This is a genomic window from Nonomuraea cypriaca (genome assembly GCF_015645445.1).
Classification (GTDB): Bacteria; Actinomycetota; Actinomycetes; order Streptosporangiales; family Streptosporangiaceae; genus Nonomuraea; species Nonomuraea cypriaca.
In genome coordinates this window covers 45,163-58,378 of record NZ_JADOGI010000043.1, presented here as the reverse complement: position 1 = coordinate 58,378, position 13,216 = coordinate 45,163, and the positions used below count along the sequence as shown (strand labels likewise).

The following is a 13,216-nucleotide window of genomic DNA, read 5'->3' as shown; positions in this document are numbered from 1 at the left end:
GGCGGCCCACTGGGGCGGGGCGGCGGGGACGCCGGGCGCCTGAGCCATCGGCGCGGCTACCGGCGCAGGCACACCCGCACCGACCCCGGCGGGAACCGGAAAGGGCGCGGCGGGAGCGGCCTGCGGCAGCGGAGCCACCGGCGCGGGGGCGGCGGGCTGCTGCAGGGCGGGCGCGGTGCGGAACGGGTTGCCGCCGACCGAGTGCAGCCACTGGGTGGCGAACGCGGCGTCGGCCTGGTCGTACGGGTTGAGGATGTACGGCGGGTCCATGTCGGGCTTGGCGACGCCCTGGCCGAGGCGAGCCAGGACCGGGTCGGCGCTGATGCTTCCGCGCAGCGAGTTGATGAGCGGCTTCTGGAAGAACAGGACGCCCGGCTCCAGGCGGGGCCCGGCCTGGTCGGTCAACACGACGACGTCGCAGGAGATGGCGTCGGAGGGGCCGTACTTGGTGACGATGCCGGTCCGCAGCTCCCTCACGTAGATGAGCAGGAGGTGGCCGACGTGGTTCTTAGCCTTGAAGTCAGATCCGGCGGTGGGCTGCTGAAACATGTTGATCCTTTTCGTGAGATCCGGTGATCCGGGTCGTGTGATCCGGCCGTGCAAGTAAGACGGTACAAGACGGTACACAGTGAAGCAAGACGAAGCAGTCGTGAGAATGCTTCACCGTGTACCGGGAGCGGTGTTAGGCGGCGCCCGGGCAGCCCTTCGACGGGTCCGTGCTGCCGGGCTGGAACCAGGGGCAGAACGTGCAGAACGCGTCCGACGCCGGGAAGGATCCGAACGCCTGCGGGTTCTGGCCGGGGTCAAACTGGGGCTGGTGCAGCAGGGTGAGGACGTGGTCGAGCCGCTGCAACGCGTCGAGGGCGACCTGCCGGTTGTACGGCTCGCACCACACGTGCAAGCCGTCGATGCGGCCGCCGCGCGGCAGGAACACGACCGAGACGTCGTTGACGGTTTCGCCGGCGTTCTCCTGGCCGAGCCCGTACAGGTGGGCCTGCACCCTGTACTGGTCGCCCGGGCCGTTCTTGCGGTACTTCTTCAACCGGTCTTCGCCGACGCACTTCCAGTCGATGTTGGTTCCGGTCGCCCGGTCGAACAGGTCGGCGTTGCCGTGAATGTTGCCGCGGATCTGCAACCTGCGCTCGATCACGTAGCGCTCCTGACCGAGCCGCTCGTTCTCCGCCCGGAACGTGTCTTCCATCCAGGAGTGGACGGCCGTCCCGATGATCGACGCCCACGGGTCTCCGTCCGTGTTCACCTGCGGCCAGTCGCACAGCTTGTAGGCCAACCGGCGGACGCACGGCGTGCCGATCTCAGACGGGCCGATCACGCGTTGCAGGGATCGGGGCGCGTTCGCGCCGGCGTTCTTGACCGTGGTGACGACGTTGGTGGCGATCGACGCGGCCAACCCCGTGAGGGCCGGGGACGCCCACCCCGCGTCCGGCTGAGAGAACGCGACCGCCGTCACGCTTCCACCTCGTAGCGGTAGGTGAGGATGCCAGCCCGCTTGGCGGCGTTCGCCGTGTGGGTGGCGCCCCGAGAGCCGCGCACGAGGAAGGCGAGGCACACGTCGGCGCCGAGCCCCACCATGTGGGCGTTGCGGCGAGGCCCTGCCCCGGGGCAGTACGTGTCCAGCAGGCCGGGATGGTCAACGTCGCCGGACGGCTTCCGGCGGCGGTGCCCGGGGGGGCAGGCGGGGACGCAGTGGTCCCAGTCGGCCGGGTGGCGTTCGACGGTCAGGCCGCCGCCCCACGCCGACGCGATCCGGTCGGCCATCGCGTCCGCGCCGGACGGGCAGGCGCCGTGCACGATGACCAAGTTGCCGGGGCCGTACAGGCGGACGTTGGCGGCGATCGCGTCACGGATCCTCTGCTCATCCGTCCACGCCCGTGACCCGGTGATCAGCAATCGGTACGTCATGCATTCCCTCCGTGGGCTTCGTCGTAGGCGGCTTCTACGGTCTTGGGGATGCGGCCGGCTGCCGGGCAGTCCAACCCCTGGGAGGCGGCCCACGCCCGGATCCCGGCCCGCTTCACCTTGGCGGCCGGCGCCGACGGCTCGGCCACGCGCGGGCCAGGCTGGCGGCGGCCGGTCAGCTCGCGGTGGCGGGCCTGCTTCGCCTGCAACTCCTGCTGCAGCTGCTCGATGTCGCGGGCGACGGCGGCGGCCTGGTGCTGGTTGATGAGACGCTCCATGAGTTCGTCGTGCGTCTTCCTGGCGGTGGCGGCCAGCCTGCGCAGCTTCGGGTCGTTCGAGGCCTCGGCTTTGGTGAGGGCGATCTCGAACGTGAGCTGCCCGGCCCGCTCCACCCCGTCTGGCAGGCGTACGGTCCCGTCGGGGCTGCCCGGGTCGGAAACCGTGTCGGTCTCGGCGGACAGGAACCAGCCCTTCTGCGCGCGGGCGAGGCCGACGACGCGGTCCCGCGGCCAGGAGACGGACGCCGCCGCCTCCTGGGTCGTCTTGCGGGCCGCCAGCATGCGCAGCACCTTGACGGCGTCCGGGGTGAGACGGTCCACCGTCACGACAGGTCCTTGTTGATGGCGCGAGCGACCGCCAGGGCGAAGTCGGCGTGCAGCTCCGGCTTCCCGGCCGCGAGGCGCTCCGAAGGCCCACCGGCGGGGGCGCCGAACATCTCGCTCATCCGCTCGTACCTGGAGGCGAAGTGCTCCAACAGAGCGGCGAGCGGCTCGGCCAGGTCCGGGTTCGCCATCGCGATCCACAGCGCGTTGCACGGGTTCCGCAACCCGCCCTTCGGGTACCGCTTCTGCCCAGAGGCCACCACCTCCGACTCAGGGGTCCCCGTCGGGTGGGCGTGGGAGTAGACCGCGCTGGTCACGGCGGCGTCCGGCGACCAGACCGGCGTGGCTTTCCACGGCCCGGCCGTGGCTCCCCTCGCAGCCACGCGGATCTTGGCTGCGGCAGCCTTCAGTTCGTCACTGGTGCTCATTTCCACTCTCCGGTGAGGTTGAACGGCCGGGAGGCATTCTTCGGCTCGTAGTAAGCCGCGTAGATGTCGGGGTGATCCTTCTTGAGGCTCTTGCCGTTGAGCTGGCCGCCCGGCGCGGATTCCCGGTAGGTGACGGCGGGCCGCCCGTTGACGGTGGCCTCGTCCAGGCCTCGCTCCACCAGCCAGTCCTTCACCTTCTGCTGCGCGGCCTCCTTCACCGCCTTCCAACCCTTTTCGTGGTCGGCGGCGTCTTTCGCGTAGGTGAGCCAGCCGACCAGCTCGGCCGGGAGATCGGTGGAGATGGGCTCGGGGCCGGGGGTGAGGGCGTCCTCATAGAACTGGTCGGGTGCGGCGCGCAGGATGGGGATGAGCGCACCATCCTCGGCCGAGCTGTGGATACCGGCCTGCGTGGGCAGCGCCCGGCAGTCGAGCACCAACTCCGCCCGGGTGACCGCGACGTACGTGAGCATCGCCTCCGCCCGGTCCAGGCGGCCTTCCGCGTCGTACGGCTCGCTCCAGTCCGCCGCCAGGCGGACGGTGTCCCATTCGCGGCCCTTCGCCCGGTGCGCGGTCGAGATCACCACGTCGGCGTTGGATTCGTCGACCAGCTGGTCGACGATGCGGATGATCGCCTCCGGCCCGTGCCCGTCGACCAGCTTGACCAAGGTTTTGAGGTCGGCGCCGCCGGCGTCGTGCTCGGCGTACTCCTGAACTTCAGCCCACGAGCTGAATGCCATCAACTCGGGGTGCTCGGTGCCGCGCCCGTTGCGGAGGTCCTGGCAGGCGCGGGCCAGGTTACGGATGTCGTCGCCACCACCGACCAGCGCGGGACGCAGCCCGGATCCGAGCGCGGCCATGGCCTGCCCGACCGCGCCCGCATTCGTCCGGCACAGGACGGCGTTGGGCTGGTCGACCCGGTCCAGCCGGGAATCCTTGGCCGGGTTGCCGGTCAGCCGGAGCGGCGCGCTGAGGAGTTCGAGGTATTCGTTGGCCTGGTCGGCGATGCGCTGCCCGAACCGGAACGACTGGGAGAGCTGGAAACGCTCCCCCGCGAAATCCTCCATGGCGTCGACGGCGCCTCTCCACCCGTAGATGGCTTGCGCCTGGTCGCCGACCAGGATTTGCTGCGCCTGCTGGGCTTCGACGATGCGGGCGATCACCGGGTTGGCGTCCTGGGCCTCATCGAGCAGCACCGTGCCGTATGGCAGGACCGGCCGAGTGAGCGCCCAAATTTTGAGGTAGTGGTCGTGCTCGAACTTGAGCTTGCCGTCGAGGCTGGTCAGGTCCTCCCACGCGCGGCGGGCGAACGGCACCACGTCGAATCGGAGCGCGCTCGCCGCCTCGGGGGACAGCCCTGGCACGTCAGGGACGTGCGTGGTGTACACCTCAACGTCGTCGGAGTGGCAGAACCTGGCCACGGTGTCCATCACGATCCGGGCCACCTTCACCGAGGTGAGCGCGTGCGCCCCCAGGTCGAGCACCGCCGGGATCTGCAGGAACCTGGCCACCTCCCGGGCCGGGAGGCGCGGCCCGTTCAGCCGGTGCTTGAACTGGTGGCCGACCGCGCGGAAGGCGAGCGAGTGGGCGGTGCGGCAGTCCACGTTCGGCGGGAACGACGCGGCGGCGTCGTTGGCGATCGCCCGGTTGTACGCCAGGTACAGCATGCGATGCTGCGGCCTGGACGCGGCCACCATCTTCAACGTCGACGTTTTGCCGGTCCCGGCGCCGGCCTCGATCACCAACGGGCTGCCGGTGCTGGCGGCGTCGAGGATGGCGGCCTGCTCGACGGTCGGCGCGTGCTCGAACTTGACCGGCGCGGGCGTGGCGGGCGCGTGCACGGGCGGCTCCGTGTAGGTGGCGGGCTGGGTGAACATCAGGCGGCCACCGCCGCCAGCTTGCGGGTCTTCTTCGTGACCGGGACGTTCCCCCACACGCACACCTGGACGCCGTCGATGACGGCCTTCACACGCAGGAAGGGGGAGGTGTTTTCGCGCCGGTTGGGGGTGGCGTCGAAGTGGGCCGCCCAGGCGTCGATCGCCGCCTGGGCGGTTTCCGGCGTCTCGTAGTGCGGTCCGCTGAGCTGCCCCTCCAGCTCCGGCAGGCGGTCGGCGCTGGCCAGGTAGACGGTGCCGATGTGCCAGTCGGGGGTGGGCAGGTCAAGGGCGAGCAGCGTCATGAGTACGGTCACCGCTGCGGTCTGCCGCTCGCGGATGGTGGCCGGGTCGGCCCATTCGGTCATTGGCGTGTCTTTCGGCTCGGCGGTTTGGGGGGGCGGCCCCACCCCCGATCGGGAGGGCCGCCACACCTCAGAACGGTACAAGACGAAGCATAGCGAAGCAAGACGGTACATGCGCCGGTTTGCTTCACCACGCGTCGATCTAGCGGCGGTCGGCCGCCATGTTGGCCCGCTGCAGCAGGTGCACGCGCTGCTCCAAGGCGGTGACGTGCGCCCGCATCGCCGAAAGCTCCTGCGCCGGGGTGCGCGCCGCGGCGGGGTCGAACACGTCGCCCAGGCCCTCCGCTTCGAGAGCTTCCAGGGCGTGCTGGGTGGCCGCGTGCGCCGCCTGCTCCTTGCGCAGCAGGTCCAGGAAGCGGTCCGCCTCGGATGCGATGGCGGCCGTCTTGGAGGCTTCGGCGGCGGCCTGCTCGCGCGCCTCCACCAACTCGCCGATCAGGGTGCTGCGGGTGCGGATCCAGTCGATCAGCATGCGGGCTCCTTCACGGTGGCGGTGTGGCGGGCGGCGGGTTCGCCCAGGAACGAGGCGACGAAGGCGCCCACGCCCGGCGCACGTCGACCATGTGGACGTGGTGACGGTGGAGCTGTCCCGGGTCGTGATGGTGATGGTCGCCCCCGGCCTGTCGGGGGTGTTGTGCTGGTCGGTCACGCCGACAACCTGATGGGGACGACCAGGTATCGGAGGCCCGCATCACCCGAACCGGTGATCATGACCGGCTTCGTGGAGGTCTCCATCTCAAGTTTCGCGACGCCGCCGACCGCCTGGAGGCCGTCGAGCAGGTACTGCGGGGTGAACCCCACCCGGATGTCGTCGCCGTCGAGGGTGCAGTCGACGTGCTCGGCCGCGCGCCCCGCATCGGCGCCGCCCGCCTCCACCAGCACCCCGCCCTGGGTGAACGACAGCCGGACCGAGGCGTGCCGTTCCGCCACCAAAGCGACACGCTTCACCACCTTCACCAGCACGTCGGCGTCCACTTCGGCGGTCACCTTCGCGTCCACCTTCGCGTCCACCTTCATGCGCGCCTTGTAGTCGATGAACTGGTCGTCGAGCAGCCCGATCGTTGTGGTTCGGCCCTCCGAGGTGAACGCGGCCAGCCCGCCGCCGATGCCGACCTGGACCTGGCCGTCAGGGAGGCTGCGCGCGATGTCGTGCAAGGCGCGGGCCGGGATCATCAACCCGTGGCCGCCCGCGTCGAGGGCGGGCTCCCACGGCAGGTTGGTGCGCCACGCGATCCGGTACCGGTCGGTTGCCGCCAGGTCGATGCAGCCGTCGCCGACGTCGACGCGCACACACGTCAGCATCGGCAGCGTGTTGTCCTTACCGGCCGAAGCCACGACGTGGGCGACCGCGTCCGCCAACGCCTTAGAGTCGACGGCGCCCACCAGTTCGGGCACCTTCGGCAGAGTGGGGAAGTCGTCGACCGGCATCAACGGGAGCCCGTACTCGGACCGGCCGCACCGAAGAACAGCCTCCCGGTCGTCGACGGCGACATCGACCAGGCCGTTCTTCGGGAACGCTTTCACCACCTCACACAGGGTGCGTCCGGGCAGCAGCACCCGGCCCGCGACTGCGGGCGCGTCCAGCTCGACGGCGATCCGCCGCGACGTGTCGTAGTCGTAAGCGGACAGCTCGACACCGTCGTCGCCGGCCTCGATGAGGATGCCGCCGAGCACGGGCACGGGCGCCCGCTTGGGGAGGGCGTGGGAGGCCCAGCCGACCGCGTCGGCCAACTCCCCCGCCATGATCGTGAACTTCATCGGATGGTCCTTCACAGGAGAGGAAGCAGGACTTGGCCTGCCGGGGTCTGGGAGGTCTTCGGCCTGGGCGGGGGGATCACATGCACGTCCGGCGGGCACCGGTGCTTGCGCTTCCACCTGTTCGCGTCGGCCTCGCTGAACGGCTCGTCCTCCTGCCACTCCTCCGACATGACGGAGTGGCAGGCGCGGCATTCGGCGTTCCACGGCGGCATGCACGTCGCGCACCTGACGGCCTGGTCTGGGTCGAGCCAGCCGGACCCATCGACCGGCTCCGACACGTGCTTCAAGAGTTCGGGGCAGTCGCGGGAGATGTGGCCGACCAGCCCGGCCGGATACCACGGCCGGATCCATCCGGCGACGGCGCTCAAGATGTCACCGCCTGCCGGGCCTTCAGCCGCTGCTCGTACCGCTGCCCGGAGCGGGCGGTCACCCCGAGCGCGGCGGACGCCCTCCGCACCGACAGGCCGCGCCCGCGCAGTTCGGCGAAGTCTGCGATCCGCGCCAAGGTCTCCAACCACGTGTGGAGCTGCGGGTATTTGTGGAGGGTGCCGTTCTCGTGGTGCCACTGGTAGCAGGCGTGGCAGAGGGCGCGGCCCTGGTGCAGGCCGGTCCCGCCGCAGCACGCGCACTCCACCTCGACTCTGGGCGCCGTCACGTGCCCTCCTTCGGTAGTTCGGTGATGTGGAGCACCAGCTGGCCGCCGGCCGCCACCTGGCCGAGGCGCATGTCGGGGCCGACCAGGTGGGTGTCGTCGTCGTCTTCGAGTACCGCGGCGTCGACCAGGCCGTCGATGGCCGCCTTGAACGACGGGTACAGGTTGGCGACGTCGCGGCGGCGCCGGTCCGGCGGCCGGTACTCGCCCACAATGTGCGCCCGGCCCAGGGTGGGGATCTTCTGCTGGCGTGCCAGCGAGGCGGCCTCGCCGCGGACGAGTTTGGTGCGGGCCGAACGCACCCGCCAGTGCAGCCGCTGGTTGGCGTTCAACAACTCCATGCCGGACGGCAGCTGGACTGTCCACGCGCGCGGCCCCGGGAACACTCCGAGAAGCGTCACCGCGTGTCCTCGCCGGTGCGCGCCTTTTCGACGGCGCGGATGAGCGACCAGCAGGCGAGGCCGAGCAGCACAACCACAAGCCAGGCCACGAACAGCACCAGCCACAGCGGGATGGCGGGCTCGCTGGCTGCGACGGCCAGGAACACGGCGGCCGGGACGGAGCCGCCGCAGATGCCGGCCTCCAGCCAGCGGCGTTTCCGGACAGCCTCGACGCCGAGCAGCACAGCGAGGGCTGCGACGGCGAGCGCGAACAACGCGGCCGCGGTCACGGCCGCCTCCGCTCTACGGTGAAGGCGGCCAGGACGCTGCGCGCGATCTGCTCGGGGTCGAACGCCGGGTCGTGGCACAGGGCCTCGCCGAGCGTCTCGGTCAGCGCGGCCAGCACCTCAGGGGCGGCTTCCGGGTCGGGGTCGGCGGGCGGCTTCGTCCCGGCAACCTCGACCCACGCCTTGATCTCCGGGTCGTCGTCGTAGACGGCGGACGGACCGGTGAGCGCCGTGGCGGCCGCGTGGGCGAGCGTCGCGTGCACCTGCGCCTGCTGCTGGATCATCGCGATGTCCGCGTGGGGCAGTTTGTTGACCACGTCCTGCATGGCCAGAAGTCGTTCGGCCTCGCGGTAGTGTTCGGGCCCGGTCATGATGCCCGCCACTTCTGATCCTCCTTGACGGCCTTCGACGTCTGGCTGTAGGCGTCGTGCTCGGCGCCGATCGTCCCCAGCGCGTTCTCCTGGTTGGGCGGCAGCGTGCTCCCGTCGATCGGCGGCAGCACGCTGGTCGGGTACGGGTCGCGCCCGTGCGGCAGCCCGGACCCGTTGGCGGCCGCGGCGTCGAACAGGGGCGTCGACGACCGCGGCGCCGCCGCGCTGGCGGGCGGGGCCGGCCACGGCTGGTTGACCGGCATGAGCGGGTCGGGCATGACGGTGGCGGCGCGCTCCCCCTGCTCGGCCTGCGACAGGAGGAACCGCCACCCGGCCAGGTCGCGTTCGGCCTGGTCGACCTGGTCGCGCAGGTAGTGGACGTGAATGTTGCGTATCAAGGCGGCCTCCTCAGGCTGCGGGGGTGATGGCGACGACCGCGAAATCCGCCGGCCGGTGGTACGGGTTGAGGTGGCCGGTCTCGATCTCGCGGCCGAAGGTGATCAGGCAGGCGCACAATCCGTCGGTGCACGGGTGCATGTCGGCCTCGACGCGGACGACGGGCGCGAGCTCGCCGGGGCGGGCGTGGATGCGCGGGATGCGTGCGAGCTGGCCGGGCTGGAGGTCTTTGAAGGTCACGCCGGGCTCCCGGCCATCAGGTTGCGCACCTCGGACTCCTTGTAGCGTCGGTGTCCGCCTGCGGTGCGCAGGCTGGTGAGCTTGCCGGCGTTGGCCCAGCGGGTGACGGTGATCGGGTCGACGCCGCACATGGTGGCCACGTCCTTGCGGCTGAGCATCCGGTCAGCGGTCTGCGTCTCGGGCATGGTTCCTCCTCTCGGGTTGGGGGTTACGCGGACGCGGCCAGGCGGGCCGCGTCCTGCTTGGCGGTCTTGTTGCGGCGCCGGGCGTCGGCCGACTTGAGGGCGCGGCGCCGCATCTCCGCGGCTCGCGCGTTGACTGCGGCGGCCGGGATGTCCTCCTCCCGCACCCGCCCCTCCGCACGCAACTTGGCCTCCCAGTAGTCGAGCGACACGGGGGACGCGGCGGTGGCGGCCGCGGTGCGGGCGGCACGGTCGGTGGTGTTCGCCCACGACGTGTGGACGGCGATCAGCGCGGCCTGCCGGCGCCGCTCGGCGGTCGCCATCAGCGCGCCCCCTCGGACGCCTTCACGGAGGCCTCCGAGATCCGCCACTCGCCCTGCTTGCAGGACTTGGGGGCGCTGCAGAGGCTGCCGCAGGCGTGCCTCTTCTCGCCGGCGAGCTGGCCGGTGTGGAGCTTGCGCAGGACGGTGGACCGGCTCACCCGGAGCCGGGCGCACACGTCGGGAATCGTCAGCATGAAACCTCGAACATCGATCAACGCGGAGCATTACGAAGCAAGACGGTACACAGCGAGCGAAGATGATGCAATACGAAGCATGCAAAAGCATGGCGAAGCAGTGAGGGTTTACAACCTCTAACTAGGCGGGTTTTGAAGCACTGTGATTCAATGCGGTACATGACGGACCAGGGCCGATACAGCGGGCCGCCAGGCCGCCCACTCTGGCTAGCCGCTGAGCGGGCGCGCGCCACCAAGTTCGGCGGCGAATCCAAGTACGACTTCGTCCTGAACCGTCTCCGGATCGGCCGAGTGACCTACGACCGTCTTGAGAGGAACACCAAACGGCCGATCGTCCGAACGGTGAAAAAGATCGCCGACGGGATCGGCATGCCGCTCGATGAAGCACTACACCTGGCGGGCTACGAAACCGCCATGGCCGGCCCCCCAGACTCTGGCGTCGACCTTGTCGTGCAAGGACCCGGCGGTGTGATGCTCGTCCAGGTGAAGGACTTTCAACGCCAGCTGACGGAGCAGCAGATCGAAGCGCTCCGCGAGGCCGGCGAGGAGGTCGGCCGGACCCTGGGCGACGTCCTGGTGATTCTCGGCCTGGCCGAACCGGAGGAGCTCAAGCTCACCCGGTACGGCGATCAGGATGATGGCGTGGATTCCTCGACGGCCATCGGCGGGGAAGCCGCCGAAACGGCCCGTAGCCGCCGAGGATCCAGCACCTAAGCCGGCTGATCCTGCTTCTGCCGGGCTTGCCGGGCGGCCACCAGTTCGGCGGCGAGCGTCCGCATCGCAACGATCGCCTGACGGTCCTGGCGTAGGACCTCGACCGCGGTGTGGAACTCGTCGGCGGCCTGGTGGACCGTATCCCGCAGATCCTCCGAGACGCGGGAAATCTGCGCCTCCGCGAACAGCATTTTTAGCAGGGCCATGGTGGCGACCGCCGCTAGGAACGATCCAACAAGAAGCGTGGCATGGAGCCGGTCGGTGCCGAATCCAGTGAGGGCTGATGCGACTGTTGCCGTCCAGAGCAGGATGGTGCTGGAGGTCGCGGTCCAGGTGAGGGTGCGTCGTCGGGCCAAGTTGGGTTTGTCCTTCCCCCATCGGCCCATCAGCGTTGACAGGCCGGTTTGCCGTGTTTCCAGGCAGCGGCCAGGTAACTGTACGTGATTGTCCCGGCGTGTCGGAAGATGGGATTTCGAGCTGCGTTTGACCCGTTTTCGACCTTGAACGCGAACAATCGGGTCGGTCACGCTCCGCGATATATGACCGCCTGTCAGGTTTCGGTTTGTCCCGAAATGACGGATAAGTCTTTCCTGCCTATTTCCTGGCAGTTAGAAGAACGTAACCCGCCGGATAGGGCGGATACCTGCCCGGGTAGCGAGGTTTGCGGGCGTCGACCTCGCGCCACCAAGGTCGAAGCTCCGCAGCCCCGCACGGCAGGAAGGGCACCGCTGCCTGGATGCCAGGTCCCCCTCTCCGCCGTGCGGGTGCTTGAGGGTGCCTGCCAGGAGCTGCAGCTCCATCCGACCCCGAATCGTAACGAAGTAACCCCGTTAAGTCACGCACGATTCGGACACAAGTCAAGATACTTCCCGGCGAGTACGGAACGTCACGCCGCCCCCGCCAACATCGCAGCCACCATGACAGATCCGTCACAGCCAGGAAACACGCCCCCACCTGCACAAACACCGCCTAAGCGATCATGGCTGTGACGGATGACAGTTTCCTTCCCGTTCACCTCATTGCGTGCGCACGTACACGTGCGCGCACACACGCGTAAGGGGGGAACCGGAGAGAAACTGTCATCCGTCACGATCTTGATGCGGTGTAGCCTGTTTTCCCAGCTCAGGCGGCCGATTGGGTCGATGACGGATCCGTCATCGCGCTAGATCCTGTCCGCCGGCGATAGTCGGGCGTGAACTTCCCGCGCGCGCTCGGCCGCCAGGTCGCCGGCGTAGTGGTCGACCATCTCCCTCGTCTTCCAGCCCATGATGCTCTGGACGTCGCTGTCGCTCGCGCCCGCCTTCAGCAGCTCGTGGGCAGCCGTACCGCGGTACCGGTGCGGGTGCACCTTCCCGCGGATCCCGGCCAGCTCGCCCCGCCGCGTCAGCATGTCCCTGAGCCCTTCGGGGCTCATGTGCGCCGTGTTCCTTCCCTGGATGCCCAGCCACAGCCACGGCGACGTGAGAGCGCGGCTGTGTGCGCTCCTGGCCCGGATGTACCGGTCGAGCGCCTGGGCGGCCCGGGAGCCGAGCGGAAGCCAGTGCTGATCGCCGCCCTTCAGCGTGATGCGGAGCCGCCGGCCGCGCAGATCGACCTCGTTCCCGTCCGGATCCCGGGGCGTGTAGCGGACGTTCATGATTCCGGAGGCGCGCGGCCCCGAGTCGTACAAGATCGTCATCAACGCCCGGTCCCGCCGGTCCTCGAAGCTGTTGCTGCCCGCGGTGGCCAGGAGCTGGCGCTGCTCGTCCTCGCCGATGTACTCGCGGACCTTCCTGGCCACCTGGGGCCGGTCGACTTTGAGCACCGGCGAGCTGGTGGTGCGCTCCTGGATCTCGTCGCTACACATCCAGTTGAACCACACCCGCAAATTGCGGAAACACACGTCCGCGGACGCGGGGGATGTGCGGTGTCGTTCCCGTACGAGGAATGCGCGGACGTGTTCCGCTTTCACGCCTTCGGCATCGCACGGCAGGGAATTGTCGTTCAGGTAGGTGATGAACATGGTGGCGACGTCCGTGTAACTGCGGATCGTCTTGGACGCCTTGTTCGCCGATTCAAGGGCGAGCCGCCACGAATCCAGGCAGGCGGGGAGCGCGGCCCCGCGAGGTACGGGGATTGCGCGGGATGCCGCGCTCGTTCGTCGCCGGGTACGGCGTTCCGGGTTGAATTCAACGACGTTGGACACGCGTCAGAACCCTTCGCTGCTGGAGCTTCGGCGCGCACACATTCGCCTTGTACCGCGCTGCTTCATTCTGCTTCATCTTGTGCCAGCGCAGCAACCCGGGACCTGCGATCAGACGGGCTAAAAGCACCGTACGACTCTGGTAGTCTGGTTCCCGTTGCCAAGACCGGCTGGTCAGGGCAGCGATTCAATGCGGCCGTAGCTCAATGGATAGAGCATCTGACTACGGATCAGAAGGTTACGGGTTCGACTCCTGTCGGCCGCGCATCGTCTGACCAGGGAGTTCCTTGATCGCAAGGGACTCCCTGAATCATTTCTAGAGGCCGGCTGTAGCAACGCCCTTTGTTCACTGAG

21 protein-coding genes, 1 tRNA gene and 1 pseudogene are annotated in these 13,216 nt (G+C 69.2%); 2 read left to right on the top strand and 21 right to left on the bottom strand.

Going from position 1 to position 13,216, the window contains the following annotated elements; all coding sequences use genetic code 11:
• From ITP53_RS16800 to ITP53_RS16710, 19 genes and pseudogenes are all read right to left on the bottom strand, one after another.
• Positions 1-549: pseudogene (locus tag ITP53_RS16800) on the bottom strand (hypothetical protein); the annotation flags it as partial.
• Positions 550-682: 133 nt separating this feature from the next.
• Positions 683-1,468, bottom strand: a complete 786-nt coding sequence (locus tag ITP53_RS16795; RefSeq protein ID WP_207756037.1) for a hypothetical protein — start codon at positions 1,466-1,468, stop codon at positions 683-685.
• Positions 1,465-1,920, bottom strand: coding sequence for an SLOG family protein (locus ITP53_RS16790; protein WP_195896325.1), 456 nt, complete (start codon positions 1,918-1,920; stop codon positions 1,465-1,467). The genes ITP53_RS16795 and ITP53_RS16790 overlap by 4 nt, the downstream gene beginning before the upstream one ends.
• A complete protein-coding gene (locus tag ITP53_RS60280) occupies positions 1,917-2,522 on the bottom strand; it encodes an Lsr2 family DNA-binding protein (RefSeq protein ID WP_195896324.1) in 606 nt (201 codons plus the stop codon). Before ITP53_RS60280 ends, ITP53_RS16790 begins: the two co-directional genes overlap by 4 nt.
• Entirely contained in the window at positions 2,519-2,947 is a 429-nt protein-coding gene (locus tag ITP53_RS16780; RefSeq protein ID WP_195896323.1) for a hypothetical protein, read from the bottom strand. The genes ITP53_RS60280 and ITP53_RS16780 overlap by 4 nt, the downstream gene beginning before the upstream one ends.
• Positions 2,944-4,821, bottom strand: coding sequence for a UvrD-helicase domain-containing protein (locus ITP53_RS16775; RefSeq protein WP_195896322.1), 1,878 nt, complete (start codon positions 4,819-4,821; stop codon positions 2,944-2,946). Before ITP53_RS16775 ends, ITP53_RS16780 begins: the two co-directional genes overlap by 4 nt.
• Positions 4,821-5,186 carry a hypothetical protein gene (locus ITP53_RS16770; protein WP_195896321.1) on the bottom strand — a complete coding sequence of 122 codons (366 nt, stop codon included), beginning with the start codon at positions 5,184-5,186 and terminating at the stop codon, positions 4,821-4,823. Before ITP53_RS16770 ends, ITP53_RS16775 begins: the two co-directional genes overlap by 1 nt.
• Before the next feature lie 139 nt (positions 5,187-5,325).
• Entirely contained in the window at positions 5,326-5,655 is a 330-nt protein-coding gene (locus ITP53_RS16765) for a hypothetical protein (protein WP_195896320.1), read from the bottom strand.
• 173 nt (positions 5,656-5,828) lie between these two features.
• Entirely contained in the window at positions 5,829-6,941 is a 1,113-nt protein-coding gene (dnaN, locus tag ITP53_RS16760) for a DNA polymerase III subunit beta (RefSeq protein WP_195896319.1), read from the bottom strand.
• An 11-nt stretch (positions 6,942-6,952) separates the two neighbouring features.
• Complete coding sequence (locus tag ITP53_RS16755; protein WP_195896318.1) at positions 6,953-7,309, bottom strand: hypothetical protein; 357 nt, start codon at positions 7,307-7,309, stop codon at positions 6,953-6,955.
• Positions 7,306-7,596, bottom strand: coding sequence for a helix-turn-helix domain-containing protein (locus tag ITP53_RS16750; protein WP_195896317.1), 291 nt, complete (start codon positions 7,594-7,596; stop codon positions 7,306-7,308). The genes ITP53_RS16755 and ITP53_RS16750 overlap by 4 nt, the downstream gene beginning before the upstream one ends.
• Positions 7,593-7,994, bottom strand: coding sequence for a hypothetical protein (locus ITP53_RS16745; RefSeq protein ID WP_195896316.1), 402 nt, complete (start codon positions 7,992-7,994; stop codon positions 7,593-7,595). Before ITP53_RS16745 ends, ITP53_RS16750 begins: the two co-directional genes overlap by 4 nt.
• Positions 7,991-8,263, bottom strand: a complete 273-nt coding sequence (locus tag ITP53_RS16740) for a hypothetical protein (protein ID WP_195896315.1) — start codon at positions 8,261-8,263, stop codon at positions 7,991-7,993. Before ITP53_RS16740 ends, ITP53_RS16745 begins: the two co-directional genes overlap by 4 nt.
• Entirely contained in the window at positions 8,260-8,643 is a 384-nt protein-coding gene (locus ITP53_RS16735) for a hypothetical protein (RefSeq protein WP_195896314.1), read from the bottom strand. Before ITP53_RS16735 ends, ITP53_RS16740 begins: the two co-directional genes overlap by 4 nt.
• Positions 8,628-9,029: a hypothetical protein gene (locus ITP53_RS16730; RefSeq protein WP_195896313.1), complete on the bottom strand. Its 402-nt coding sequence runs from the start codon at positions 9,027-9,029 to the stop codon at positions 8,628-8,630. Before ITP53_RS16730 ends, ITP53_RS16735 begins: the two co-directional genes overlap by 16 nt.
• A gap of 10 nt (positions 9,030-9,039) precedes the next feature.
• A complete protein-coding gene (locus tag ITP53_RS16725; protein ID WP_195896312.1) occupies positions 9,040-9,267 on the bottom strand; it encodes a hypothetical protein in 228 nt (75 codons plus the stop codon).
• Entirely contained in the window at positions 9,264-9,452 is a 189-nt protein-coding gene (locus ITP53_RS16720) for a BldC family transcriptional regulator (protein WP_195896311.1), read from the bottom strand. Before ITP53_RS16720 ends, ITP53_RS16725 begins: the two co-directional genes overlap by 4 nt.
• 23 nt (positions 9,453-9,475) lie before the next feature.
• Positions 9,476-9,772 carry a hypothetical protein gene (locus ITP53_RS16715; RefSeq protein WP_195896310.1) on the bottom strand — a complete coding sequence of 99 codons (297 nt, stop codon included), beginning with the start codon at positions 9,770-9,772 and terminating at the stop codon, positions 9,476-9,478.
• Positions 9,772-9,966, bottom strand: a complete 195-nt coding sequence (locus ITP53_RS16710) for a helix-turn-helix domain-containing protein (RefSeq protein WP_195896309.1) — start codon at positions 9,964-9,966, stop codon at positions 9,772-9,774. Before ITP53_RS16710 ends, ITP53_RS16715 begins: the two co-directional genes overlap by 1 nt.
• A gap of 159 nt (positions 9,967-10,125) precedes the next feature.
• Here ITP53_RS16710 and ITP53_RS16705 point away from each other — a divergent pair, with 159 nt between their 5' ends.
• The gene (locus tag ITP53_RS16705; RefSeq protein ID WP_195896308.1) at positions 10,126-10,680 is read left to right on the top strand and encodes a hypothetical protein; all 555 of its coding nucleotides are present in this window, start codon (positions 10,126-10,128) and stop codon (positions 10,678-10,680) included.
• Here ITP53_RS16705 and ITP53_RS16700 read toward each other — a convergent pair.
• Both ITP53_RS16700 and ITP53_RS16695 read right to left on the bottom strand, forming a co-directional pair.
• Entirely contained in the window at positions 10,677-11,207 is a 531-nt protein-coding gene (locus ITP53_RS16700) for a hypothetical protein (protein WP_195896307.1), read from the bottom strand. The genes ITP53_RS16705 and ITP53_RS16700 overlap by 4 nt on opposite strands.
• Before the next feature lie 635 nt (positions 11,208-11,842).
• Positions 11,843-12,865 carry a tyrosine-type recombinase/integrase gene (locus ITP53_RS16695; RefSeq protein WP_195896306.1) on the bottom strand — a complete coding sequence of 341 codons (1,023 nt, stop codon included), beginning with the start codon at positions 12,863-12,865 and terminating at the stop codon, positions 11,843-11,845.
• Between the two features lie 189 nt (positions 12,866-13,054).
• Here ITP53_RS16695 and ITP53_RS16690 point away from each other — a divergent pair.
• Positions 13,055-13,127 (top strand) — tRNA-Arg (locus tag ITP53_RS16690).
• Positions 13,128-13,216 lie beyond the last annotated feature (89 nt).